Below are 24,770 nucleotides of genomic sequence, written 5' to 3'. Positions count from 1 at the left end.
ATCAGGCGGTCGCGGTCACGTCGTCACGGCTGCGGCCGCGGGTGAGCAGCAGCGAACCGATCACGCAGATGGTGACGTTCGCGGCCAGCCCGACGAGCCCGGCCGGAACGCCGTAGAACGGACCCCAGCCGATCAGCGTCGTGCCACCGGCGACGACGGCGCCCGTGAGCATCCCCCAGAACGTCGGTCCGGCCGACATCCGCTTCCAGTACAGCCCGAGGATGAACACCGGCGCGAGCTGCACGATCAGCTCGAACTTCAGCACGAAGATGCTGAACAGCGTTCCCGGCGGGTTCCAGGCGATCGCCAGCAGGGCGAACACCATCGCGACGCCGACCAGCTTGCCGACCAGCACCTTGCGCTTGTCGGAGGCCTCGGGGGCGATGTAGCGGCCGTAGAGGTCACTCGACACGACCGAGGAGAACGCCAGCACCGCGGAGTCGGCGGTGGACACGATCGCGCAGACGATGCCGCCGAACAGCAGGATCATCAGCAGGTAGAACAGCACGTTGGTGGCGGCGACCTCGTTGGCGATGAGGCCGACGAGCTGCTCGGAGGCCGCGGTGTCCAGCCCGGGGAACAGCTGGATGCCCGCGATGCCGACGACGAAGACCACACCGGTGGTGACCAGCGGCATCCACGCCATGAACGCGAGCGAGCGCTTGAGCGTGCGCTCGCTGCGGGCGGAGTACACCCGCTGGATGGCGTGCGGGTACACGGCGGCGCCGAAGCCGATCATGACGATCATCGCGAACCAGTTGATCGCGTCCGAGGTCTCCGGCACGCCGACCAGCTCCGGCGAGGTCTCGGTCAGGTAGGTCGTGAGCGTCCCGAGCCCGCCGGTCAGGTAGACCGCACCGGCCAGCAGCGCACCGATGCCGACGAGCATCGCGGTGCCCTGCATGACGTCGGTCATCGCGATCGCGCGCATCCCGCCGGTCCACGAGTAGGCCAGCATGACGACGATGAACCCGACGACGCCGATCTCGTAGGGGATCGTCTCCCCGGTCAGCCCGGCGATGCCGTGCCCCATCGCGACGAGCTGTTCGAGGACGTAGTTGCCCAGGCCCCAGAGCATCAGCGCGATCGTCAGCAGGCTGAGCCGGGTGCTGCCGAAGCGGTCCCGCACGAAGTCGGTCGGGGTGACGAAGCCCTTCTGCTTGGCGAGGACGTAGAGCCGGGGCGCGAACAGCAGGTACACCGCGATGACCGCGATCATGAACGGCACCGACTGCCACCAGAGGAAGCCCTCGCGGTAGGCCTGCGGCGGGTAGCCCACCACCGAGTTCCCGCTGTACTGCGTGGCGTAGAGGGTGAAGAACAGCGTCACCATGCCGAGGCCGCCGCCCGCGGTGAAGTAGCCGCGTGCGGTGCCGGTGCCGCCGCTGCGCCCGGCATACCAGCCGATCACCAGCATGATGACGGCGTAGGCGCAGAGGATCGCGACGCCGCTGGGGCCCGCGAAGATCAGGTCGTTCATCGGTCGTCACCCCGCTCCGCTGCTGCTTCCGCTGCTGCCGCCGTCTCGGCCGGTTCGGCGATGTTCCAGCGGCGCATGCAGATCCATGACACGAACCCGGCGAACGCGAGCGTGCTGGCGACCGAGATCGCGAACCAGAACGGCACCCCGAACACCAGCGGCTCGATCAGCCCGGTCGGATACCAGACCGGGGTTCCGGCGAGCACGATCACCAGCAGCACGGCGAACAGCCAGGGTGAGCGGATCGGTTCGCGTTCCCCGGGCGGGGTCGTCGGTTCGGATGGGGGATGGTCCACGTCAGGCACTCCTCGGCGGCGTCGTCGGGGGGTCGGTTCGGTGTCGGGCGGGATCGGAGGCGCCGGATCAGGAGCGCCGGATCAGGGCCGGATCAGGACGGCCGGGACTCGGCGGTGACCGCGTCCCGGACGACCTCCCGGGCGGCCCGCAGGTGGGCGGTCATGACGGCGCGGGCCCAGTCGGCGTCGCCGGCCTCGATCGCGGCGACGAGATCCCGGTGCTGTGCGAAGCTGCGGTCGAGCCGGGCGGGGGTGTAGCGCCGGATGGTGCTCTGCACGAGCGGAGCCTCGACGACACGGGCGACGAGCTCCGGCAGCACCCGCCGTCCACCCGCGCGGTGCACCTCCCGGTGGAACTCCAGGTTCAACCGGGTGATCGCGGGATAGTCCGGTGGGGTCCGCAGCGCCTCCATGAGGTCGCAGAGCTCGTGCAGCCGGTCGAGATCGGCACGCCCGGAGACGGCGGCGCGGGCGGCGGCGTGCCCCTCCAGTACGACCCGCAGGTCGAAGAGCTCGTCGAGATCGTCGGCGTCCCAGCCGACGACGACGGCACCGCGCCGTGGCGCGATCTCGGCGAGCCCGTCGGCGGCGAGCCTGCGGATCGCCTCCCGCACCGGGGTCCGGCTGGTGCCCTGAGCGGCGGCGATCTCCTCCTCGCGCAACCAGGCGCCCGCCGGGCGGAGCCCGTCCAGGATCTCCGCCCGGAGGGTGGCGTGCACCCGGTCCGCCGCCTGTTCTCCGGCGCCCGGGACGACGTCGTCCCCGGTCACACGACCACCTCCTACGATTGTGCACAAGATAGAGGCGGATTAGGCGGTTATCAACCGTTGACGGCCGATTTGCGCGGTGCGGAGGTCGCGATTGTGTACGAGACAGTGGATCCGCTGACGGCGATGAGGGCCGCCACGGCGAGCGCGAACCCGCTGAGCAGGCCGGTCAGGTCGGCGAGCCCGAGCAGTGCCCCACTGCCCCCGGCCGTGGTGGTCATCGCGGTCGCGGCGGCCCAGAGCCCTGCGGCGAAGGGCGCCGAGCTCCCGGCCCAGGCCGCGATCACGGTCGACGGGCCGGCCCGCCCGGCGGCGAGTGCGAGCACCGCGACGACCCCGGTGACGGCCAGTCCCGCGTGCACCACGCCGACCGCGACCCCGGTGAACGAGCCGGACCCGGCGGCGTCGATCAGCTGCAATGCCGCCGAGACCGTTCCGAAGACGGCGCCACCGCCCGCGGTCGCGCGCAGCAGGGCGCGCACCGGCTCGGGCACCGGCGACGGGGTGACGGCCGCCCGCCACCAGCGGTCCCGCACGAACAGCGCGAACGCGGCGAGCAGGAAGACCCCTTGGACGGCGAATCCGGAGTAGACCGTCGGGGTGACCCAGCCGGCGATCCCGTCAGCCGGGTCGGAGGTGACCAGCGGGACGAGCGGGGCGACCAGCACGGTGGGCAGCAGCAGCCCGGTCCCGACCCAGCCGGGCAGCAGGACGACCACGGCGGGCGCGCGCAGCGCCCACCGGGTCCCGAGCACCGCGGCCAGGCCGCTCACGCAGATGGCGAGCAGCACGGTGACGGCGTTGGCGACGAGGAACGAGGTGTCCTGCAGCAGGTTCGGGTCCTCGATCCCGAGCGGGTTCCCGCTCAGCCAGGAGATCTTCAGCCAGAGATAGGGCAGCGTGCCGGCGGCGGCTCCGAGGCCGAGTACCCGGCGGGCGGTGATGGTGTCGGTCATGTCGTCGAGACTGCGCGGCCCGGGGCCGGCGCGGATCCCGCCGGCGAGGGGACCTGCTCCCCCGTGGGAGGGAGCCCGTGACGTCGCCGATCTGCGACGATCTCCGTCGTGACAGCAGGACGGGCCGCGCGGCGGGCACTGCACGTCCTGCTGGGCGCGGTGGTACTGCTGCCCTACGCCGGACTGGCCTGGCTGCTGGCCGGCATCGTGGCCTCCGGCGTGGGCCCGGTCGCGGTGACCCTGCTGGTGGGACCGGCCGTGCTGGTGGGCGCCGGGGTGCTGGTGCTGCCCGGGGTCCGTGAGCTGGCGACCGCCGCCGCCCGCACGCTGCTCGACCCGGCACCGGGCGAGCTGCCGGAGCCCGCTCCCGCACCCGGCGCCGGCGGACGGGTCCGGGCCGCCGGGTGGCTGCTGTTCTGCGTCGTCTGCGGGACGCTCGGCGCCGCGACGGTGCTGCTGGTGATCCCGCAGTCGGTCGGCCTGCTGAGCGCTCCCTGGCAGCCGCTGCCGGGGCTGCCGACCGGGGCCGACGCCTGGTGGACCCCGGTCGCCGGTCTGGCCCTGCTGCCGGTGGCCGTCGTCGTCCCGGTGCTGCTGGGCGGCCTGCAGGCTCGGCTCGCGCCGCGCATGCTCGGCCCCACCCCCGCCGAGCGGCTCGCCGCCGAGCTGCTGCGCACCCGGGAGCGCGCCGACCGGCAGGCCGGGCGGGCCCGGCTGGCCCGCGAGCTGCACGATTCGGTCGGGCACGCGCTGACCGTGACCACGCTGCAGGCCGGTGCGGCGGCGACCGTGCTCGACTCCGATCCGGCGTTCGTCCGGCGGGCGCTGGAGAGCATCGCCGAGACCGGCCGCGCCGCGCTCGACGATCTCGATCACGTACTCGGCGTGCTCCGGGACGACGAGGGCGGCGGGCCCGCGTCGTCCGCCCCGGTGCGCGACCTGGACGCGCTCGACGGTCTGCTGGCCGGAGCCCGCACCGCGGGCATGGACCTGTCCGCCGAGGTGGACAGCGTCGCGGGCATCCCGGCGACGGTCTCCCGGGAGCTCTACCGGCTGGCCCAGGAGGCCCTGACGAACGCCCTGCGGCACGCCGATCCGGGACCGGTCGAGCTGTGCCTGCGCCGCGGCCCGGACGGTGTGGAACTGCGGGTGGTCAATCCGGCGGGCGGCCAGGGACCGGGCACACGGCAGGGCCGGGGACTCGCCGGTGCGGCCGAACGGGTGGCGCTGCTCGGTGGCACGCTGAGCGCCGCCCCGCACGGCGGACGCTGGGTGCTGCGGGCGAGCCTGCCGGTGCAGGGGGGTGCCCGATGACCGTCCGGGTGCTGCTGGTGGACGACGAGGAACTGGTCCGCACCGGCCTGCGGGCCGTCATCGGGGCCGAGCCCGATCTGGAGGTCGTCGGCCTGGTCCGGCGGCTGCGACCGGACGTCGTCCTGATGGACGTGCGGATGCCCGCGGTGGACGGGATCACCGCGACCCGCGAGCTGCTTCGCCGGCCGGATCCGCCGCGGGTGCTCGTGCTGACCACGTTCGGCCACGACCGCTACGTCTACGACGCACTGCGCGCCGGCGCCACCGGCTTCCTGCTGAAGCGGACCCCGCCGCGCGACATCGTCCGGGCGGTGCACACGGTCGTGACGGGGGAGTCGCTGCTGTTCCCGGCCGCGGTCCGGGAGCTGGTGGCCGGCTTCGCGGGTGACGGCGGCGACCGGCTGGCCGGTGCCGGGCTCACCGCCCGCGAGGGCGACGTGCTGCGCCTGGTGGCCCGTGGCCTGTCCAACGCCGAGATCGCCGCCGAGCTGCACCTCGGTGTCGAGACGATCAAGACGCACGTCGCCGGTGTGCTGGCGAAGACCGGCTCGCGGGACCGCACCCAGGCCGTCGTCGCCGCCTACGAGTCCGGCTTCGTCGACCCGCGGTTCCCGGCCGGGTGAGCGCCTGTGCGGGCCGGGCTTCACCCCGCCGTCCGCGTCCGGCGGGCTCGGGGACAATGGGTCGCATGACCGCGAGCTCCACCACCACGTCCGTCCCCGTGGCCGCGTTGGGTGCGGTGAGCCCGAGTCGCGAGGAGTTCCACGAGCTCGCCCGCGAGCACCGGGTCATCCCGGTGAGCCGTCGGCTGCTCGCCGACGACGAGACCCCGGTCGGGGTCTACCGCAAGCTCGCGCAGGGGGCCGCCGGGACGTTCCTGCTCGAGTCCGCCGAGAACGGGCGGTCCTGGTCGCGCTGGTCGTTCGTCGGGGCCCGCAGCGCCGCCGCGCTGACCGCTGTGGACGGCGAGCTGCGCTGGACGGGTGAGGTCCCGGACGGGCTGCCGACGACCGGCGACCCGCTGGAGGCACTGCGCTCGGTGATCACCGAGCTGCACTCCGAGCCACTGCCCGGGCTGCCGCCGCTGACCGGCGGGATGGTCGGTTACCTGGGCTACGACATCGTCCGCCGGGTGGAGCGGATCGCCGACCCGGACACCCCGGCCGTCGACGACCTGCAGCTCCCCGAGCTGGTGATGCTGCTGGCCACCGACCTGGCGGCGCTCGACCACCACGAGGGCACGATCACGCTGATCGCCAACGCGATCAACTGGGATGCCACCGACGCCCGGGTCGACCAGGCCTACGACGACGCGGTCGCCCGGCTGGACCGGATGACCGGCGAGCTGGCGGCGCCCGCGGCGAGCACGGTGGCGATGTACCGGCCGGGCGAGCCGGAGTTCACCCGCCGTCGCACCCCGGAGCAGCATCACGCCGCGATCGAGGTCGCGAAGGAGCAGATCCGGGCCGGCGAGGCCTTCCAGATCGTGCTGTCCCAGCGGTTCGAGATGCCGTGCGCGGCCGATCCGCTCGAGGTGTACCGGGTGCTGCGCACGACGAACCCGAGCCCGTACATGTACCTGCTGAGGCTGGAGGACGCCGCCGGTGGCGAGCCGTTCTCGATCGTCGGGTCCAGCCCGGAGGCGCTGGTCACGGTGCTCGACGGGCGCGCGACCACGCACCCGATCGCGGGCACCCGCTGGCGCGGTGCCACCGAGGAGGAGGACCAGCAGCTGGAGAAGGACCTGCGCGGCGACGAGAAGGAACGCGCCGAGCACCTCATGCTGGTCGACCTGGGCCGCAACGACCTGGGCCGGGTCTGCGAGCCGGGCACGGTGACGGTCCGGAACTTCTTCGAGATCGAGCGCTACAGCCACGTCATGCACCTGGTGTCCACGGTGACCGGGCTGCTGCGCGCGGGCCGGACCGCCTTCGACGCCGTCCTCGCCTGCTTCCCGGCCGGCACCCTGTCCGGCGCGCCGAAGGTGCGCGCGATGCAGGTGATCGACCGGTTGGAGCCGACCCGGCGCGGGCAGTACGGCGGCATCGTCGGCTACCTGGACTTCGCCGGTAACGCCGACACCGCGATCGCGATCCGCACGGCGCTGATCCGCAGCGGCACGGCGTACGTGCAGGCAGGCGGCGGGATCGTCGCCGATTCGGATCCGGCCGCTGAGGACGCGGAGTGCCTGAACAAGGCCAGGGCGGTGCTCTCCGCCGTCGCGGCGGCCGGTTCGCTGCGACCGCCCGAGGGCAGCGCATGACGGCCGGCGGAGCCGTCCGCGACGACCGTCGCGGCCTCGGGATCGTGGTGCTCGGGCTGCTGCTCGGAGCCGCGGCACTGTGGGGCTCGGGGACGGCGCCGTGGTTCACCGTCGACGTGCCGACCGCGACCCGCGGCACGGTGGCGGCCTCGGCGACCGGCGCCCAGCTGCAGCCGAGCGTCACCGCGGTGGCGGCACTGCTGGTCGCCGCGGTGGCGGCACTGATCGCGCTGTCCGGGATCGCGCGGCGGCTGCTCGGCGTGCTGGTGGTGCTCGGTGCGGGTGCGGCCGTCGCGCTGACCGTGCGCCTGGTCGCGGTGCCCCCGACCCCGGCCGAGCTCGCCTCCGCGCGGGCCGGATTGAACACCGGCGGAGCGCCGGAGGGCATCGGCGCGGTCGAGGCGACACCCTGGCCGTGGCTGGCGGTGGCCGGTGGTGTGATCGCGCTGATCGCCGCCGTGCTGCTGGTGATCCGGGAGCCCCGGCTGCCGAAGCTCGGCTCCCGTTACGCCGCACCTGGGGCGAAAGCCCCGGAGACGGACCCGGACCGGGCGGCCTGGGAGCGGCTCGACGCGGGCGGCGACCCGACCGTCGGGCCGCGTGAGAGCGACAACTAGCATGACGCCGACGACCGGGCCGATGGCCGGTGGAGGAGGATTCGACGCGGTGGGCCAGAACGAGAACGGCGGGCCGGTGCCCAGCGTACTGGAGTCCATCGTGGACGGTGTCCGCGCGGACCTCGCCGAACGCGAACGCGCCGTCGACCTGGCGGAGATCAAGCGCCGGGCGGCAGCGGCCGCCCCGCCCCGCGACGCGATGGCGGCGATGCGCGAGCCGGGTGTCGGTGTCATCGCCGAGGTGAAGCGGGCCAGCCCCTCCAAGGGTGCGCTGGCCGACATCGCGGATCCCGCGGAGCTGGCCGAGGCCTACGCCGCGAACGGCGCCCGGATGATCAGTGTGCTCACCGAGGAGCGCCGCTTCGGCGGCTCGCTCGCCGACCTCGACGCGGTGCGCGCGCGGGTCGACGTCCCGGTGCTGCGCAAGGACTTCATCGTGACGCCGTACCAGGTGCACGAGGCCAGGGCGCACGGCGCCGACGTGGTGCTGCTGATCGTCGCCGCGCTGGAGCAGCCGGTGCTGGCGTCGCTGTTGGACCGGGTCGAGTCGCTCGGAATGACCCCGCTGGTCGAGGTGCACACCGAGGAGGAGTGTGACCGCGCGCTGGAGGCCGGGGCGACGCTGATCGGGGTGAACTCGCGCAACCTGCACACGCTCGAGGTGAACCGCTCGGTGTTCGGCCAGATCGCGCCCGGCCTGCCGTCGAACGTGATCAAGGTGGCCGAGTCCGGCGTCCGCGGCCCGGGTGACCTGCTCACCTACGCCGGCTGGGGCGCCGACGCGGTGCTCGTCGGCGAGGGCCTGGTCACCAGCGGTGACCCGGCGGCTGCGGTGCGTGGGCTGGTCGCGGCGGGCTTCCACCCGTCCTGCAGCCGCACCGGGGCCTGAGATGCTCACGACCGTCCTCGCGTCCATCCCCAGCCCGGACCGCGGGGTGTGGCACCTCGGTCCGATCCCGATCCGGGCGTACGCGCTGTGCATCATCGCCGGTATCGCGGTCGCGTTGTGGTGGGGCGAGCGCAGGCTGGTCGCCCGCGGCGGGCGGCCCGGCACGGTGCTCGACGTCGCCGTGTGGGCGGTCCCCTTCGGCCTGCTCGGGGGCCGGCTCTACCACGTCGCCACCGACTGGCACGTCTACTTCGGGCCCGGCGGTGACCCCTGGGGTGCGCTGGCGATCTGGAACGGCGGGCTGGGCATCTGGGGCGCGGTCGCGCTCGGCGGTGTCGGAGCCTGGATCGGCTGCCGGCGCTACGGCGTGCCGCTGCCGGTGTTCGCCGACGCCGTCGCCCCGGGCATCGTGGTGGCGCAGGCGATCGGGCGGCTCGGGAACTGGTTCAACCAGGAGCTGTACGGCGGGCCGACCACCCTGCCCTGGGGGCTGGAGATCTACCGGCGGGTCGACCCGGGGACCGGGTTGGAGGACCCGATCGGCGGTGTCGTGCTGGACCCGACGCCGATCGCGATCGTGCATCCCACGTTCCTCTACGAGCTGCTGTGGAATCTCGTCGTCGCCGCGCTCGTCGTGTACGCGGACCGGCGGTTCCGGCTCGGCCACGGCCGTGCGTTCGCCGTCTACGTCGCGGGCTACACCTTCGGCCGGTTCTTCATCGAGCTGATGCGCACCGACCCCGCCACCCGGGTCCTCGGCGACCTGCGGATCAACGTGGTCGTGTCCGCCGTGCTGTTCGCCGGAGCGATCGCGTACCTGGTGCTCGCACCGAAGGGGCGCGAGGAATTCTCCCAGCCGGATCCGGAGGAGAGTCCCGCGACCAAGGAGGGCGCGTGAGGGGTGGGACAGCAACCGCCCACGCTGCTGGCAAAGCGTGGTTCGCCGGCGACCACCGACACGCTCGTCCACTCATCGTGTAAGAGCACCTGCCCTTCGTCGAGCCCCGGAACCGGGACGTCCGCGAGAGTGAACAGGTCGGCTGCCACGTTGGGATCGGGGCACGCGAACAGCCGTAACTCGCGTGATCGGACGGGAATCCGAGTCGTACTCATGGGCTCTCCTGCGGCGCTCTATCGACAACTGGGCATGGTGCGGACGACGCTGTCCAGGAATGCGGACGTCTGGTGGCCAGCCACTACGGCCGGGACTCCGACGGCACGGGAGCAGAGGTGATAGCGCTCGCGCGTAAGTGAGGGGTGGACGCCGGTTCCGCCGAACGCCCCTGCCGGGGTACGCCCGGCACTAGTCTGTGGATCTCCCGAGATCCCCGGAGGACCAGGTGTCCCGTCCCGCCCCACTCTTGTCCGCCCTGGTCACCGTGGGTGCTCTGCTCGCCGGGTGTGGGAGCGGCGCCGCGGATCCGGCGAGTCCCTTCCCGGAGCGACCGGCCGACATCGACGTGTCCACCGTCGACATGTGCCGGGCGCTCACCGTGGGGGAGCAGGCCGAGCTGGGTGTCGAGCCGGGGGAGGCCAGTACCAGGGAGCTGTCCAACGGGCCGACCCGCATCTGTGGGTGGATCAACTACGACGACGGCTACAGCTACGGCGTCCAGACGATCGCCGACGGTGCGGTGGTCGCGGTGGGCGGTGCCGACTCCACCGTCGATGTCCTCGACGGGTACGGGGTGGTCGTCGAGTCGACGGACGGGACGTCGATGCCGTTGTGCACCCTCTACGTCGACGTCTCCGACGTGGAGGCGATCCGGGTCCAGGTGCGTGCGACCAAGGACGATGCGAGCGGCATCCCGTCGTTCGACACGGTGTGCGGCCGGGCCCGGGACGTCGCATCGAAGGCGATCCGGAATCTCGGCGCGGCAGCGCCCTGATCGTTCACGGGAGTGAACCGGTTCCCCGGAGCGGGCCTCGCGGGCGGTCGAGCTTCCTACGGTCGCCGGTATGGACATCGACGCACGACTGCCCCGTGGGACCGCCTCGGACAGCCTGATGACGCAGATCGACATCGGTAACGTGCTGCAGGTCCGAGATGCCCTCGCCGAACAGTCCCGGTCCATCCGGCAGGCGCTCCGCGCTGCGGACTCGCTCAGGCACATCGACCGCTGCGGCGATGACCCGGTGTCGAGGGACGCGCAGAAAATGTTCCAGCGCGAGATCGGAGAGATCTTCGCGGCCCAGAAGGCACACATGGCCGAGCTGGACGAGGCGTGCGACCGGCTGGGTGAGGCAGCCCGGCAATACGGTTTGGTCGAGGACGAGGCTGTCGACTCGTTCCGCTCCACCGGTGTCCCGCAGGGCGACCGGGCTGGGGGATAGGGCAACCGCAGGCACTGGCGCTGCCCTCGGGCCCATGCGGCGGACTCCCGACCCGATCGAGACCGCCGGCCACCGGATCGGCCCGAACGAGCGCCGCTGCGTGGGTAGGACGGTAACCGACAGGGGCAGGCTCAACCTTCGTCGATGTCCACTCCGACGTGGGCATTGAGCCATTCCGCAAGCGGCGCAAGTCGATGCCAGGCATCGGCGACGCGCTCGTCGAGGCCTGGTGCGTGCAGATCGTCGGCGGGCGGCCAGGAGCACCACACGTAGAGACTCCGGTGGCGCAGCAGGTCGAGCCGTGGGTGATCGGCGGACACGCCACGGGGCCGGGTCTTGAGCCGTTGCCCGGCGACGGTGAAACCCTCGTTGAGGAGCGACGTGACGATCCGTGCCAGCTCCGGCCCGCGATGGTCGTCGTCGACCGCAGCGCGGTAACGCGCCACCTGCGTCGGGACCATCGCGTAGTAGCCCGTGGCGACCATCAGTCCGTCTGCTGAGACCTGCACGTAGTTGGCCCCGGCCGTGGCGCCGCACTGGGTCTTGTACGGCTCCCGGCCCGGCGAGAACCGTAGGTCTCGGTACGGCCGGAACACCTTGCCCGCGCCGAACTCGGGTTCCAGGTCCGCGAGGAGGTCCAGCATCGGCGCACGGACCTGCGCTTCGTAGATCGCGCGATTATCGGTCCAGTACGCCTTCGAGTTGTCGGCTTCGAGCCCCTCGTAGAAGTCGACCACCGCTTCTCCGAAACCGCGGAAACGCTTGCCGGACATGGCGGTCACCGTACTCCGGCCAGGGGCGGGGCCTGCTCCGCGGCCGGGCTCGGGAAGCCGGGCAACCGTTGACCGCTCCGCTGCGGCCCGCAGCGCCGGAGACGCGGTCTCGCCACGTCCTGAACAGGGAGTCAGAGGGAGCGCCGGTGCGCCGCTGCGGGACCGCAGCCGTCGAGTGCGAACAACCGGACGTTGCACGGGTGGCGCGGGTTTCCGTGCTGTGACCAGCACTTCTTGCAGTGGCCGGTCCCATCGTCGACGTGCTCGGCGAGCAGCCGTCGCACGGCGCCGGGTTGCCTGCGGAAGAGCTCTGCGGCGACCGGTCGCCACGCCCGTCCCGTCGGCTCCACAACAGGTCGGGCACCGCGTCGCTCCCGGTGTCCGTCGTCGATCGTCATCCGGCGTCCGTGCATGGCCGGCCGGCTCCGCCCGGACCATCGCGTGCGCGACCGATCTGCGGTTCGCCCGTACCGGGACGTGTCGGCTCGCCGACGACGCAACCGGAATCCGGCGTTGCGCTTCGAGTCCACCCGCGCAGCCGACGACGCAGACGACCCGACCAGGTAGGTCGCGGTGCGGTTCCACGGACGCCCCACGGGGTGCGGACGTTCTCCGGTCGATGACGGTGGTATCGGTCCGGCCCGGAGGTCGATGCAGGCTGGGCCGGCCGAGCCGGCGATCCGACGACGTGAGGCACTCCTCGAGCGTCGACGGAGTGGTATCCCCTCAACAGGGCACACGTGGGGGCACAGTTGGACGGTCGCCGTCTCGTGAATCACCACGGAGGGCTTTGGCCTAGACTGCCTCGATCGACGAGTTCGGCGAGAATCGGACCCGACCCGCCCAGGTCGCCGAACGTCCTGCCATCGACGCCGTCTCGGACAATTGTGAGCTTGGTGGAGTGCCCGTGCCCGTTTCGGATTCCCGAGCTCGAACTGCGCTGATCGAAGCGTCCGGACTGGCGGGTCTACCGACCGAGCTCGTCGAGCTGGTACGGGTCGGATCGAATTCGGTGTATCGGATCGACTCGGATTTCATCGGTCGCGTCGCTCCGGACCTGACTTTCCGGGCGAACGCCGAGCGGCAGGTGCGGGTGGCACGCTGGCTGGAACGGATCGGCTTCCCGGCCACCCGCGCGCTGCCCGTCGAACAGCCGATCGAGGCGTCCGGCCGGGTGGTGACGCTGTGGGGATCAGTCTGCCGGAACGACGTGTACGCACCCATCGGCGACGTCGCGCGACTGATCCGCGACCTGCACAGCCTTGACGTTCCGTCGGATATCGACCTCCCCGCGCTGCGACCGTTCGGCGCCCCCGGCGATCAGCTGCCTGCCCTGCCGGATCTGTCCGCGGTCAACAGTGCCTTCCTCCGGGAGCGGATCGAATGGGCGCGCGAGGCATTCCCGTTGTTGCCGTTCACGCTTCCTCGCGGTGTGATCCACGGGGACGCGAATGTCGGCAACGTGCTTCTCGGGGACGACGGGCAGGCGGTACTCATCGACCTGGACAGCTTCGCCGTCGGCGCGCGTGAATGGGATCTGATCCAAACCGCGCTGTTCCATGACCGGCTCGGCTGGCACACATGCGAGGAATACCGAACGTTCGTCGAGGTCTACGGGTACGACCTGACGACGTGGGAGGGGTACTCCGCCCTCGCCGACATGCGGGAGATCGCCATGACGACGTGGCTCGGCCGCAAGGCCGGCGAGTCCGCGGCGACGTCGGAGGAAGCGGAGAAGCGGATCACCGCCATCCGGACCGGCGCGAGCCGACGGGACTGGGGCGCCTACTGAGCCACGCTCGCCGGCGGTGACCACAGCCGGGCGGCCCGCACCCGGCCGACGAACTCTCGCGCGACACCGCTGGTCCGGTACCGGGCGAGACGCTCGCGGAACTCGGTGACGTAGCTGTGGCACCGGACCGAGTCCAGGCCCTCACCGGCCGTGATCGCCTGCTCCGCGACACGGCACCCTTCCTCGACATCGCCCTGGTCGAGGTGTGCATGGGCAAGGACCATCGACACGAAGAAGTCACTGCGCGCGCAGGAGCCGGATGCCGAGTCGAGTGCCTGGGTCGCGTGCTCGATCGCCGGCGCCGGACGGCCGAGGTCCCGTTGGCAGTGCCCCAACTCGGCGGCCAGCTCGGCGCCGTCGAAGTAGCCGATCCACTCCGGTCCTTCACCGGGGGTGTGTCGCCCGAAGTGTCGGACGGCGTCGTCCATCGCGCGCTCGCACGCGCTCGCGTCACCGATCCGGGCCAGGGCGCGTGCCTCCATGACGTGGAAATGCGCCGTCAGGATCGGCACGGCACCGTTGTCGGTCCCGAGCCGCGCCGCGCGAGCCATGGCGGCCGCTTCCCGGTGTCGGCCCAGGAAACTCGCCTGATGACTCATCGCGTCCAGGATGCTCGCGGACAGCAGGCGATCCTGTCCCGCATCGGCGAGACCTAGAGCCTGGATGAAGTAGCGCTGCGCGAGTCCGTGACGACCGGCGTCGTAGGACATCCACGCGGCGAGCTGCGTCAGCTCGCCGGCCGCGGAGAACAGCCGCTCTCTGACGTCCGCCCGTCCTTCGGATCTCAGGAGTTTCGGGAGAACGGTCCGGAGGTAGTGCACCAGTGCTGTGCGCGCATGAGCCCCGCCGAACATGCCGTCCAGCCGGTCGAACGTCTGCCGCATCGTTCGGAGCCGGTCCACATCGGATGCGCCGATCCGGACGGTGGCGTCCGATCCGATGACGGGGTGTCGGCTCCCGACCAGCCACGCCAGCGCCGCATCGTTCCACGCCGCGATGCATTCGGTCGTCTCGCCGAACCGCGCGGCGCCGGAGAGGTCGGCTTCCAGAAGCTCGACGAGCGTCGTCACCCCCTGCTCGGGGTCGTCCGGGTACGACAGTCCGACATCAGGTGACACGGTGTACGACACACGGAAGCCGAGCTCGTCGGGGGAGACGATGCGGCCGAGTCGCGTCCCGAGCGCTTCCCGGATGGCGTCGTGGGTCACCTCGTCGCGCGGGGTGACCCCGTTGAGCCACCGGCTGACGTAGGTGTGCGTGTAACTGCGCCCCGCCGTGCGAGCGGCCGCCGTCTCGTTGACGGCCCGCGTGAAGCGCTTCCGACCGATCGTGCCGCCGCGGTCCAGGAACCCGGCGTCGGTCATCAGCGCGACAAGACGCTCGTTCGTCGGCACCGACCAATCACCTCCGTCCGGCGGCTACCCCGGTGTGGCCCCCGCTGCGACCTGTCGACGGCACGCCCGGAGATCTGCCTCGATGCCACGGCACCGGAACAGTTGTCGAGACCCGGACCCTATCGTCGTGAGGCAGTCCCGTCAGGCCGCTCGAGCTGATGCCCGTCGTTCCCGGAACGCCGGACGACCCCACGCCTGCCGGTGAACAGGTCACCGCCTCCGGACGGCCGCGGAGCACTCCTCCGGACGAGCCTTCACACAGCCCGGGCCCTGAATCGGTCCAGTGCCGCGTAGAGCCCCAGCCCCAGCACGGCGCCCGCGACGTCGGTGAGCCCGTCGAGCAGGTCCCCGCTGCGACCCAGCGGCAGCAATGCCTGCAGTACCTCGGAGGCCGCCGCGTACACCGTGAGGCCCGCCAGCAGTGGCCACGGGCGGATCCCCGCGGTCCGCCCGGTGAACGCGAGCAGCGCGAACAATGCCAGGTGAACGACCTTGTCGGTGCCCGGTGGCGCGGTCGGCACCCCGGCCGCGGGGGTGAAGAGCACCACCAGGCTCAGCAGCAGCGCGAGGACGAACGGCTGGACACGCACCGGCTCAGTCTGCCGGTCGATCCGGCGGGCCGAGCCGCCCGGTCCGGCAGTCGGGTGGCGGTCGGGTGGCTACCGGTCGGCTGCACGGCGCGAACCGGACACCGACAGGCCGTGCCGCCGGAACCTGATCGTTCCAGAACGGGGCTAGGGTGGGCGCCGTGACACGTCGAACCAAGATCGTCTGCACCATCGGTCCGGCCACCGCGACGCCGGACCGGATCCGGGACCTCGTCGACGCCGGGATGGACGTGGCGCGGCTGAATTTCAGCCACGGCGACCGCGAGGACCACAAGCGCGTCTACGACCTGATCCGCGCCGCGGCCGACGCGACCGGCCGCGCGGTCGGGATCCTGGCCGACCTGCAGGGCCCGAAGATCCGGCTCGGCCGCTTCACCGACGGCCCCACCGAGTGGCGCACCGGCGAGGAGATCCGGATCACCGTCGACGACGTCGCCGGCACCCACGACCGCGTCTCCACCACCTACAAGGGCCTCGCGCAGGATGCGAAGGTCGACGACCGGCTGCTCGTCGACGACGGCAAGGTCGGCCTGCGGGTCGTCGCCATCGAGGGCAACGACGTCGTCTGCCGGGTCACCGAGGGCGGCCCGGTCTCGGACAACAAGGGCCTGAACCTGCCGGGCATGAACATCACGGTGCCCGCGCTCAGCGACAAGGACGTCTCCGACCTCGAGTTCGCGCTGTCGCTGCGGGTCGATGTCGTCGCGCTCTCGTTCGTCCGCAGCCCCGCGGACATCGACCTCGTCCACAAGATCATGGACAACACCGGCCGCGGCCGGGTCCCGGTGATCGCCAAGCTGGAGAAGCCGGAGGCCGTCGACAACCTGGAGGCCATCGTCCTGGCCTTCGACGGGATCATGGTCGCCCGCGGTGACCTCGGCGTCGAGCTGCCGCTGCAGAACGTGCCGCTGGTGCAGAAGCGGGCCATCCAGATCGCCCGGGAGAACGCCAAGCCGGTCATCGTCGCGACCCAGATGCTGGACTCGATGATCTCCAACTCGCGTCCGACCCGGGCCGAGACCTCGGACGTGGCGAACGCGGTGCTCGACGGCACCGACGCCGTCATGCTGTCCGGCGAGACCAGCGTCGGGCGGTACCCGATCAAGACCGTCCGGACGATGGCCGAGATCGTCGAGGCCGTCGAGGCCGGCCCGGCGACCGTCCCGCCGCTGAACCACGTTCCGCGCACGAAGCGGGGTGTGCTGTCCTACGCCGCCCGCGACATCGGCGAGCGGCTCTCGGCGCGGGCGCTGGTCGCGTTCTCCCAGTCCGGGGACACCGTGCGCCGGCTCGCCCGGCTGCACACCCGGCTGCCGCTGCTGGCCTTCACCCCGGAGCCCGCGGTGCGCAGCCAGCTCGCGATGACCTGGGGCGTGGAGACGTTCCTGGTCGACCGGGTCGACTCCACCGACGCCATGGTCCGCCAGGTCGATCACGCGATCCTGTCGATCGGCCGGTTCAAGGCAGGTGACCTGGTGGTGATCGTCGCCGGCTCGCCGCCCGCCACGGTCGGCTCGACCAACCTGATCCGGGTGCACCGCCTCGGCGAGGACGACCACGCCTGAGGAACCGGCATACTCCGTCCCCGTGAGCGCCCAACCCGAACCCGCGCCCGGACCGACCGCCGTCGACGGTGTGCCGCGCGGCCAGGCCGTACTCGACGACCTGGTCGCGTTGCTCGACCTGGAACGCCTGGAGGACAACCTCTTCCGTGGGGTCAGCCCGCCGGTGTCGCTGCCCAGGGTGTTCGGTGGGCAGGTGGCCGGGCAGGCGCTCGTCGCGGCCGGCCGGACGGTCCCCGAGGACCGGGGGGTGCACTCGCTGCACGCCTACTTCATCCGGCCGGGGGACCCGAGCATCCCGATCGTCTACGAGACCGAGCGGGTGCGCGACGGCCGCTCCTTCACCACCCGCAGGGTGCTGGCGGTCCAGCGCGGTGAGGCGATCTTCGCGCTGTCCGCGTCGTTCCAGCTGGAGCAGCACGGGCTGGTGCACTCCGAGCCGATGCCGGTCGGTCTGCCCGCCCCGGACGAGCTCGACGACCTGGGCGCCCGGGCGGTGCGCGGCGAGAGCAGCTGGATGTCCGGTCTGCCCCGGCCGCTGGACATCCGGCTGATCGGCGAGCCGCCGCGGTCGCGCAGCACGGGGCCGAGCGAGGAGCCGACCCGGCTCTGGCTGCGCGCCGACGGCGAGCTGCCCGACGAGCGATTGCTGCACGTCTGCCTGCTCACCTACGCCAGCGACCTGACCTTGCTCGGCTCGGTACTCGCCCGGCACCCGGCGCCCACCGGCGAGGTGCAGATGGCCAGCCTGGACCACGCGATGTGGTTCCACGAGCCGTTCCGGGCCGACGAGTGGCTGCTCTACGAGTGCTACTCGCCCGCCGCGTCCGGTGGCCGCGGCCTGGCCAGGGGCCGTTTCTTCACCGAGGACGGCCGGATGGTCGCCACCACCATGCAGGAGGGCCTGGTCCGGGTCCCGGGTTCGGGGGAGCGGCGATGACGGTCGAGGCGGATGTGTCGATCCCCAGCGTGAACGGTGGCCGGCTGCCCGGCTTCCTGGCTCGCCCGGACGGCGGCGACACGCCCGGCCCGGCGCTCGTGATGATCTACGAGTTGTTCGGGATGACCCCGGAGATGCGCCGGATCGCCCGGGACCTCGCCCGCGAGGGCTACACCGTGCTGATCCCGGACCTGTTCGCCCGCGGCCGGGTGAAGCCGCTGTGCGTGGCGTCCACGATGACCACGATGGCGACCGGCCGGGGTGCCGCGCTGGGCGACTGCGAGTCGGCGCGGCGCTGGCTCGCCGAGCAGCCCACGGTCGACGCCGACCGGATCGGCGTGATCGGGTTCTGTATGGGCGGCGGGTTCGCGCTGCTGCTGTCGGGCACCGGATTGTACCGGGTGGCGGTGCCGTTCTACGGCCGTACCGCCGCGCGGGTCGAGCCGCTCTGCCCGGTGGTGGCCAGCTTCGGCGGCCGTGACCTGGAGTTCCGGGACGGCTACCCGCAGCGGCTGGAGGCCGATCTCGCCGAGCGCGGGATCCCGCACGACGTGAAGGTCTATCCCGACGCCGGGCACTCGTTCATGACCCGGACGCCGGGCGCCACCGGATCGGTCGCCGCCCGGACGCCGATGCACCTGGAGTACCACGAGCCGTCCGCGACCGACGCGACCGCGCGGGTGTTGACCTTCCTCACGGAGCACCTGTGACGCGACCCGGGCCGTGAGGGCAGGATGGGCCGGGTGAGCGAGAGCCAGCAGCAGGACCGGGCCTGGGGCTTCCGCACCCGGGCCGTGCACGCCGGGACGGTGCCGGACGAGGCGACCGGATCGCGGGCCGTACCGATCCACCAGACCACCAGCTACGTCTTCCGCGACAGCGACGATGCGGCGGCGCTGTTCGCGCTGCAGAAGTACGGCCTGATCTACTCCCGGATCGCGAACCCGACGGTCTCCGCGCTGGAGGAGCGCCTCGCCAGCCTGGACGGCGGCATCGGCGCGGTCTGCACGGCCAGCGGCCAGTCCGCCGAGTTCCTGACCTTCGCCGCGCTCGCCGGAGCCGGCGACCACGTCGTGGCCGCGGCCGGGCTCTACGGCGGAACGATCACCCAGCTGGACGTGACGCTGCGCCGATTCGGGGTGGACACGACGTTCGTCCCGGGCACCGATCCGGCCGACTACGCCGCCGCGATCCGGCCGGAGACCCGGTTCGTGTTCGCCGAGATCGTCTCGAACCCGGGCGGTGAGGTGGCCGACGTCGCCGGGCTGGCCGAGGTCGCCCATGCGGCCGGGCTGCCGCTGATCGTGGACGCCACACTGGCGACGCCCTTCCTGTGCCGGCCGATCGAGCACGGCGCGGACATCGTGATCCACTCGGTCACCAAGTTCCTCGGCGGGCACGGCACCACGCTCGGCGGCGTCGTGATCGAGGCCGGGACGTTCGACTGGGGCAACGGCAACTTCCCCGGGATGACCGAGCCGGTCCCGTCCTACGGCGGGCTGAGCTGGTGGGGGAACTTCAAGGAACTCGGCTTCCTGACGAAGCTGCGGGCCGAGCAGCTGCGTGACGTCGGCGCGACGCTGTCGGCGCACTCGGCGTTCCTGCTGTTGCAGGGGGTGGAGACGCTGCCGCAGCGGATGGCGGCGCACGTCGCGAACGCGCAGCGGATCGCCGAGTGGCTGGAGGCCGATCCGCGGGTCTCCTACGTCACCTACCCGGGTCTGCCGTCGCACCCGCACCACGAGCGGGCCGCGCAGTACCTGCCGGACGGGCCCGGCGCGGTGTTCTCCTTCGGGGTCGCCGACCGGAGCTCGCCGGACGGGCAGGGCGGCCGGGCCGCCGGCTCCCGGTTCATCGAGGCGGTGCAGCTGTGCAGCCACCTCGCGAACGTCGGCGACGCCCGCACACTCGTGCTGCACCCGGCGTCGACGACCCACCAGCAGCTCACCCCGCAGCAGCTGGAGCAGGCCGGGGTGCCGGGGGACATGATCCGTATCTCGGTCGGGCTGGAGGACCCCGAGGACATCCTCTGGGACCTCGACCAGGCCCTCACCGCAGCGACCAAGGAGATCCCGTGACCTCGGAGACGACCTGGGAGAACCCGCCCGCCGTCCGGCGGCAGCAGATCCTGCGCGAGACCCGCAGCGTCGCGATCGTCGGTGCCTCGGCGAACCCGTCGCGGGCCAGCAACTTCGTCGCCACCTACCTGCTCGCCTCCACCGGGTACGAGGTGTACTTCGTCAACCCGAACGCGACCGAGATCCTCGGCAGGCCGGTGCACCGGTCGCTGGCCGAGCTGCCGGTCGTGCCGGACCTCGTCGACGTGTTCCGCAAGCCCGCCGAGCTGGCGGGCGTGCTCGACGAGGTGCTGTCCCTGGATCCGCTGCCGCGCACCTTCTGGCTGCAGTTCGGGCTGTTCGACACCGACCTGGCAGGCCGGGCGGAGGAGGCCGGCCTGGAAGTGGTGATGGACCGCTGCCTCAAGGTCGAGCACGCCCGGTTCGCCGGTGGGCTGCACCTGGCCGGGTTCAACACCGGGGTGATCAGCTCCCGACGACGGGGCTGACGGCGCCGGTCGCGGTGAGCTGCAGCAGCGCGTCCAGGACGACCGGTGCTCCGTCGGCGGTGATCGCGACCGGATTGAGGTCCAGCCCGGTGAGCGCGTCCCCGCAGTCCCAGGCGATCCGGGACACGGTGACGACGAGTGTGGTGAGTGCGGCCGGGTCGACCGGGGGACGGCCGCGGGCTCCGCGCAGCACCGCGGCCGCGCGGAGCTCGTCGATCATCTCGGGGACGTCGGCCGGATCGAGGGGCACCGCGCGCAGCGCGACGTCGTGCAGGATCTCGGTCCACGTCCCGCCCAGCCCGAGTGCCAGCACCGGGCCGAGGTCCGGATCGCGGTGCACCCCGACGATCAGCTCCAGCACGGGATCGACCATCGGTGACACGGTGACCCCGTCCAGCCGGGCCGAGGGCATCGCCCGGGCCGCGGCACCGGTCACCGCGTCGAACGCGGCGCGGACCCCGTCGGCGTCGCGCAGGTCGAGCGCGACCCCGCCGATCTCGGTCTTGTGGGCGATGTCCGGTGAGCTGATCTTGAGCGCGACCGGGCGATCGAGCGCGCCGGCGTGCTGGATCGCTTCCTCGGCGGTACGGGCGAGTCGCTGCTCCACCGTGGCGATCCCGCACCGCTGCAACCAGCTCAGCGTCGCGTGCTCGGACGGTGCGCCGCTCGGGAGGTCGTGTGCCGCCGCGCCGGCCGGTTCCGGCAGGTTCCGGGGCCGGGCCCGGCGGAAGCGGGACAACCGCTCCAGGGTCGCCACCGCCTCGCCCGGCGACCGGAACACCGGCAGCCCGCCGTCGCGCTGCCGCCGACGCTGGGGCGCCCCCTCCTCGCCGCCGAGGATGAACGACAGGACCGGTTTGTCCCCCGCGGCTGCCACCTCGGCGAGGCGGTCGGCCAGCGCGAGTCCGTAGTCGCCCGCACCGCTCGGGGTCCCGACGAGTACCGCGTCGACGTCGTCACCGTCCTGGGCCACGGCGAGGACATCGGCGAGCGCGAACCGGTGACGCATCGCCTGGGCGGTGAGATCGAGCGGGTTGTGCACCGCGGCCAGGTCGGGCAGGTAGGGCCGGATCCGTTCCCGGGCTGCGGGGCTGAACGGGGGGAGTTCCATACCGAGCTCGTCGGCGCGGTCGGCGGCGATCACCGCCGCGCCGCCGGAGCTGGTGACGACCGCGAACCGGCGTCCCGCCGGGAACCGGCCGGCCAGGGCCGCGGTGACGGTCGGGCCGATGTCCTCCAGGTCGTCGACCTCCAGCACACCGTGCTGGCGCAGCACGGCCCGCAACACCGGGTAGGAGCCGGCGAGCGCGCCGGTGTGCGACCGCGCGACCGAGCTCCCGGACGCGGTGCGGCCCAGCTTGAGTGCGACCAGCGGCTTGCCGAGCGCGTGCAGCCGCCGGCAGGCGGCGAGGAACCGCTCGCCGTCCCGGATCTGCTCGAACACCGTGACGACCACCCGGACGTCGTCCTGCTCGGCGAAGTGCTCGATCAGGTCGGTGACCGAGACGTCCGCCTCGTTGCCGGTCGCGACGCCGTGACCGAGCGGCAGATCGTGATCGAGCAGCCGGTCACAGAGCGATGCCATCCCGGATCCGCTCTGGGTGACCACCGCGACCGCACCGGTGGTCCGCTCCGGCGTGCGCCCGGTCCAGACGAAGCTGAGCGGCAGCCCGCGCCGGTAGTCGTGCAGGCCGATCGTGTTGGGCCCGAGCAGCAGCATGCCGTGCGCGCGGGCGGTGTCGGCGAGCTCCCGCTGTCGCCGGGCGCCGTCCTCGCCGGTCTCGGCGAAACCGGCGCTGATGACCACGGCCGCCCCGGTACCCCGCCGCCCGGCGGCCTCGACGGCGGCCGGGACGGCCGCCGCGGGGGTCAGGATCAGCGCGACGTCCGGCGCGACCGGCAGCTCGGCCACGTCCGGGTAGCAGCGCAGCCCGCCGATCCCGTTCCGCCGGGGATTGACCGGGAACACCTCGATCCCGGTGCCGGCGGCGAGCAGATTGCGTACCGGCCGGCCGGGCAGTGAGTCGAGCGTGCCGGACGCGCCGATCACCGCGACGCTGCGTGGTGCCAGCAGCGGGCCCAGCTCACGCATCGGACGCCGGCCCCGGCCGGGCGTAGGCACCCAGACCCGGGCGGAACGACTTCTCGTCGAGGAACTGGCTCATCCCGCGCGACCGGCCGTTCTCCGGGTCCCGGGTGCGGAGCTGCACGGCCTTCGCGCCGATGTAGTCCCACGCCTGCTCGTAGTCCATGGTCAGCGAGTGCCGGTAGACCTCCTTCGCCGACCGCAGGACGTGCGGATTGAGCCCGCGCAGGCGACCGACCAGCTCGGCGACGGCAGCGTCCAGCTCGGCCCGCGGCACCGAGCTGGTGACCAGGCCGATCTCGGCGGCCCGGCGCCCGTCGAACGTCTCGCCGGTGAGGATGTAGTGCATCGCGTGCCGGTAGCCCATCGCGAGCGCGACGTCTTTGGTGACCAGCCCGGCCGGAATGATGCCCCAGTTGACCTCGGACAGCCCGAACCGTGCCTCGTCGGCGGCGATCGCGAGGTCACAGGAGACGAGTGGCTGGAACCCGCCGCCGAAGCACCACCCGTTGACCGCGGCGATCGTCACCTGCGGCAGGTAGCGCAGCAGCTTGTACTGCCACTGCCAGGCGGTGTCCCGGGCGGCCTCGAACGCGATCGGGTCGTGCTGGGTCTCCCGGAAGTACTCCTTGAGGTCCATCCCCGCGGTGAAGGCCTCTCCGGCGCCGGTCAGCACGAGTACGTCGATGTCGGGATCGCGCCGGATGCCGTCGAGCGCGGACACCATCTCCTGGTTGAGCCGGGGGCTCATCGCGTTCCGCTTCTCGGGGCGGTCGAGCGTCACCGTCGCCACCCGGTCGTCGACGTCGATCCTGATGCACTTGTAGCTCGTCATCGGGTCGGTCCCCACTCCTGTGCGGCTCGGTCCGGTTCGTTCCGGAAGGTCAGGCGGGCCGGCAGACTCACCGGCCCGTGGTTGACGAAGCTCGCCCCGTACCGGATCTCATCGGGGGCCACCCTCAGTTCGAGCGAGGCGAGCCGCTCCAGCAGCGTCTCGACGACGACCCGGCCCTCCAGCCGGGCCAGTGACGCCCCGATACAGGCGTGGGCGCCCTTGCCGAAGGCGAGGTGCGCCGCGGGATTGGGCCGGTCGAGCTGCATGTGCGGGCACTGCGGCCAGGCGTCGTCGTCCCGGTTCGCCGACGCGTACAGCACGAAGACCCGGGACCCCTCGGGGACGGGCACGCCGCCGATCTCGGTGTCGGTGGTGACGAACCGGTAGAAGCCCTGGATCGGCGACTCGAGCCGCAGCGACTCCTCGACGAACGGGGTGACCAGGCCGCGATCGGCGCGTAGCCGGTCGGCCGTGGACGGGTCGATGGCGAGCAGGGCGATGCTGCTCGACAGGTGGTGGGTCGTGGTGATGTTGCCGGCGATCAGCAGCTCGGCCACGAAGCTCACGCACTGGTGGCGGGTCAGCTCCCCGGCGGCCTCGGCGGCGGCGATCTGGGCGAGCACGCTCGACTCCGGATGCTCGTCGCGGCGGTCGAGCAGCGCCGAGACGTAGCCGGCGAACTCGGCCTGGACCTGGTCACGGCGCACCGGGTCGACGTCGTGGTTGCCGACCGAGCTGGTGATCTCCTCCGACCAGGCCCGGAACCGGTCGACGTCGTCCTGCGGGACGCCCAGCACCAGCGCGATCACCCGCACCGGCAGCAGAGCGGCCAGGTCGCGTACGAGATCGACATCCGGGAGGTCCCGCAACCGCTCGACGTGCTGCTCGGCGATCTCGCGGACCCGGGGTTCCCAGACCGCGATCCGGGCAGGTGTGAACGCCCGGTTGACGATCTTGCGGCGATGCGCGTGCACCGGGTCGTCGGACAGTAGGAGCAGCGGCGACAGGGTGGGCCGGTCCGGGTCGGCGGGCGGCGGGATCCGGCCGACGGTGTTGCGGGAGGAGAACACGCTCTGGTCTCGGAGCACCCGGACCACGTCGTCGTGCCGGGCGACGACGTAGGCGTCGATCTCGGGGGCGTGATGCACGCCGCGGCGGCGCAGCTCCTCGTAGGTGTCGGCCGGACAGCGCAGGGTGTCCTGGTCGAGTGCGACGAGCTGGGACAGCGCAGGCACGGGCACCTCCGGTGGTGTCGATCCTGGGACCCGCAGGACCTGCGGGCGGGGGCGATGGCGGTA

At 72.3% G+C, this 24,770-nt stretch carries 25 protein-coding genes; 14 read left to right on the top strand and 11 right to left on the bottom strand.

Annotation, left to right across the window (positions count from 1 at the left end):
• Position 1 precedes the first annotated feature (1 nt).
• The 4 genes from Pdca_RS20955 to Pdca_RS35690 all read right to left on the bottom strand — a co-directional run bounded on the left by Pdca_RS20955 (position 2) and on the right by Pdca_RS35690 (position 3,499).
• Positions 2 to 1,480, bottom strand: a complete 1,479-nt coding sequence (locus tag Pdca_RS20955; protein ID WP_085912998.1) for a sodium:solute symporter family protein — start codon at positions 1,478 to 1,480, stop codon at positions 2 to 4.
• Positions 1,477 to 1,776, bottom strand: coding sequence for a hypothetical protein (locus Pdca_RS20950; protein WP_085912999.1), 300 nt, complete (start codon positions 1,774 to 1,776; stop codon positions 1,477 to 1,479). Before Pdca_RS20950 ends, Pdca_RS20955 begins: the two co-directional genes overlap by 4 nt.
• A gap of 92 nt (positions 1,777 to 1,868) precedes the next feature.
• On the bottom strand, positions 1,869 to 2,546 hold the full coding sequence (locus Pdca_RS20945) for a GntR family transcriptional regulator (RefSeq protein WP_158092164.1): 678 nt from the start codon (positions 2,544 to 2,546) through the stop codon (positions 1,869 to 1,871).
• A 50-nt stretch (positions 2,547 to 2,596) separates the two neighbouring features.
• Positions 2,597 to 3,499, bottom strand: coding sequence for a hypothetical protein (locus Pdca_RS35690; protein WP_085913001.1), 903 nt, complete (start codon positions 3,497 to 3,499; stop codon positions 2,597 to 2,599).
• A gap of 108 nt (positions 3,500 to 3,607) precedes the next feature.
• On the opposite strand from Pdca_RS35690, the gene Pdca_RS20935 reads away from it, so the two are divergent.
• The 8 genes from Pdca_RS20935 to Pdca_RS20900 all read left to right on the top strand — a co-directional run bounded on the left by Pdca_RS20935 (position 3,608) and on the right by Pdca_RS20900 (position 10,916).
• On the top strand, positions 3,608 to 4,813 hold the full coding sequence (locus tag Pdca_RS20935) for a sensor histidine kinase (protein WP_197719787.1): 1,206 nt from the start codon (positions 3,608 to 3,610) through the stop codon (positions 4,811 to 4,813).
• Positions 4,810 to 5,436 carry a response regulator gene (locus tag Pdca_RS20930; RefSeq protein WP_125911500.1) on the top strand — a complete coding sequence of 209 codons (627 nt, stop codon included), beginning with the start codon at positions 4,810 to 4,812 and terminating at the stop codon, positions 5,434 to 5,436. Before Pdca_RS20935 ends, Pdca_RS20930 begins: the two co-directional genes overlap by 4 nt.
• 65 nt (positions 5,437 to 5,501) lie before the next feature.
• A complete protein-coding gene (locus tag Pdca_RS20925; protein WP_085913004.1) occupies positions 5,502 to 7,076 on the top strand; it encodes an anthranilate synthase component I in 1,575 nt (524 codons plus the stop codon).
• The gene (locus Pdca_RS20920) at positions 7,073 to 7,693 is read left to right on the top strand and encodes a Trp biosynthesis-associated membrane protein (protein WP_085913005.1); all 621 of its coding nucleotides are present in this window, start codon (positions 7,073 to 7,075) and stop codon (positions 7,691 to 7,693) included. Before Pdca_RS20925 ends, Pdca_RS20920 begins: the two co-directional genes overlap by 4 nt.
• Positions 7,694 to 7,715: 22 nt before the next feature.
• Positions 7,716 to 8,582, top strand: a complete 867-nt coding sequence (gene trpC / locus Pdca_RS20915) for an indole-3-glycerol phosphate synthase TrpC (RefSeq protein WP_085913102.1) — start codon at positions 7,716 to 7,718, stop codon at positions 8,580 to 8,582.
• A gap of 1 nt (position 8,583) precedes the next feature.
• Positions 8,584 to 9,480, top strand: coding sequence for a prolipoprotein diacylglyceryl transferase (gene lgt / locus Pdca_RS20910; protein ID WP_085913006.1), 897 nt, complete (start codon positions 8,584 to 8,586; stop codon positions 9,478 to 9,480).
• 442 nt (positions 9,481 to 9,922) lie between these two features.
• On the top strand, positions 9,923 to 10,471 hold the full coding sequence (locus tag Pdca_RS20905; RefSeq protein ID WP_158092165.1) for a DUF3558 family protein: 549 nt from the start codon (positions 9,923 to 9,925) through the stop codon (positions 10,469 to 10,471).
• Positions 10,472 to 10,541: 70 nt separating this feature from the next.
• Complete coding sequence (locus Pdca_RS20900) at positions 10,542 to 10,916, top strand: hypothetical protein (protein WP_232021094.1); 375 nt, start codon at positions 10,542 to 10,544, stop codon at positions 10,914 to 10,916.
• 131 nt (positions 10,917 to 11,047) lie between these two features.
• On the opposite strand, the gene Pdca_RS20895 is transcribed toward Pdca_RS20900, so the two are convergent.
• A complete protein-coding gene (locus Pdca_RS20895; protein ID WP_085913104.1) occupies positions 11,048 to 11,689 on the bottom strand; it encodes a DUF2461 domain-containing protein in 642 nt (213 codons plus the stop codon).
• Between the two features lie 131 nt (positions 11,690 to 11,820).
• Positions 11,821 to 12,087, bottom strand: coding sequence for a hypothetical protein (locus tag Pdca_RS20890; RefSeq protein ID WP_125911499.1), 267 nt, complete (start codon positions 12,085 to 12,087; stop codon positions 11,821 to 11,823).
• Positions 12,088 to 12,596: 509 nt separating this feature from the next.
• On the opposite strand from Pdca_RS20890, the gene Pdca_RS20885 reads away from it, so the two are divergent.
• Positions 12,597 to 13,481 carry an aminoglycoside phosphotransferase family protein gene (locus Pdca_RS20885; RefSeq protein ID WP_085913009.1) on the top strand — a complete coding sequence of 295 codons (885 nt, stop codon included), beginning with the start codon at positions 12,597 to 12,599 and terminating at the stop codon, positions 13,479 to 13,481.
• Here Pdca_RS20885 and Pdca_RS20880 read toward each other — a convergent pair.
• Together Pdca_RS20880 and Pdca_RS20875 are read right to left on the bottom strand one after the other, a co-directional pair.
• Positions 13,475 to 14,875: an NsdA family TPR-like regulatory protein gene (locus Pdca_RS20880; protein WP_085913010.1), complete on the bottom strand. Its 1,401-nt coding sequence runs from the start codon at positions 14,873 to 14,875 to the stop codon at positions 13,475 to 13,477. The two genes, Pdca_RS20885 and Pdca_RS20880, sit on opposite strands and share 7 nt — an antisense overlap.
• A 254-nt stretch (positions 14,876 to 15,129) precedes the next feature.
• Complete coding sequence (locus Pdca_RS20875) at positions 15,130 to 15,465, bottom strand: VanZ family protein (RefSeq protein WP_232021093.1); 336 nt, start codon at positions 15,463 to 15,465, stop codon at positions 15,130 to 15,132.
• A gap of 158 nt (positions 15,466 to 15,623) precedes the next feature.
• Here Pdca_RS20875 and pyk point away from each other — a divergent pair, with 158 nt between their 5' ends.
• Genes pyk through Pdca_RS20850 form a run of 5 tightly spaced genes read left to right on the top strand, consistent with a single transcriptional unit; the run spans position 15,624 to position 20,551 of the window.
• Positions 15,624 to 17,048: a pyruvate kinase gene (gene pyk / locus Pdca_RS20870; RefSeq protein ID WP_085913105.1), complete on the top strand. Its 1,425-nt coding sequence runs from the start codon at positions 15,624 to 15,626 to the stop codon at positions 17,046 to 17,048.
• A gap of 22 nt (positions 17,049 to 17,070) precedes the next feature.
• The gene (locus Pdca_RS20865) at positions 17,071 to 17,985 is read left to right on the top strand and encodes an acyl-CoA thioesterase (RefSeq protein ID WP_085913012.1); all 915 of its coding nucleotides are present in this window, start codon (positions 17,071 to 17,073) and stop codon (positions 17,983 to 17,985) included.
• Positions 17,982 to 18,695 (top strand): dienelactone hydrolase family protein, encoded by a 714-nt coding sequence (locus Pdca_RS20860; protein ID WP_085913013.1) that lies wholly within the window; start codon positions 17,982 to 17,984, stop codon positions 18,693 to 18,695. Before Pdca_RS20865 ends, Pdca_RS20860 begins: the two co-directional genes overlap by 4 nt.
• Positions 18,696 to 18,719: 24 nt before the next feature.
• Positions 18,720 to 20,063, top strand: a complete 1,344-nt coding sequence (locus Pdca_RS20855; RefSeq protein WP_085913014.1) for an O-acetylhomoserine aminocarboxypropyltransferase/cysteine synthase family protein — start codon at positions 18,720 to 18,722, stop codon at positions 20,061 to 20,063.
• Positions 20,060 to 20,551 carry a CoA-binding protein gene (locus Pdca_RS20850; RefSeq protein WP_174824309.1) on the top strand — a complete coding sequence of 164 codons (492 nt, stop codon included), beginning with the start codon at positions 20,060 to 20,062 and terminating at the stop codon, positions 20,549 to 20,551. The genes Pdca_RS20855 and Pdca_RS20850 overlap by 4 nt, the downstream gene beginning before the upstream one ends.
• On the opposite strand, the gene Pdca_RS20845 is transcribed toward Pdca_RS20850, so the two are convergent.
• The 3 genes from Pdca_RS20845 to Pdca_RS20835 are packed head-to-tail and all read right to left on the bottom strand — an operon-like array spanning position 20,529 to position 24,707.
• The gene (locus tag Pdca_RS20845; protein WP_125911498.1) at positions 20,529 to 22,643 is read right to left on the bottom strand and encodes an acetate--CoA ligase family protein; all 2,115 of its coding nucleotides are present in this window, start codon (positions 22,641 to 22,643) and stop codon (positions 20,529 to 20,531) included. The genes Pdca_RS20850 and Pdca_RS20845 overlap by 23 nt on opposite strands.
• Complete coding sequence (locus tag Pdca_RS20840; RefSeq protein WP_085913107.1) at positions 22,636 to 23,472, bottom strand: p-hydroxycinnamoyl CoA hydratase/lyase; 837 nt, start codon at positions 23,470 to 23,472, stop codon at positions 22,636 to 22,638. The genes Pdca_RS20845 and Pdca_RS20840 overlap by 8 nt, the downstream gene beginning before the upstream one ends.
• A complete protein-coding gene (locus Pdca_RS20835) occupies positions 23,469 to 24,707 on the bottom strand; it encodes a cytochrome P450 (RefSeq protein WP_158092166.1) in 1,239 nt (412 codons plus the stop codon). Before Pdca_RS20835 ends, Pdca_RS20840 begins: the two co-directional genes overlap by 4 nt.
• Between the last annotated feature and the right edge of the window lie 63 nt (positions 24,708 to 24,770).

It is taken from the genome of Pseudonocardia autotrophica, assembly GCF_003945385.1.
GTDB lineage: Bacteria > Actinomycetota > Actinomycetes > Mycobacteriales > Pseudonocardiaceae > Pseudonocardia > Pseudonocardia autotrophica.
The sequence above is the reverse complement of the archived record's forward strand: the minus strand, read 5'-3'. Positions and strand labels throughout refer to the sequence as shown.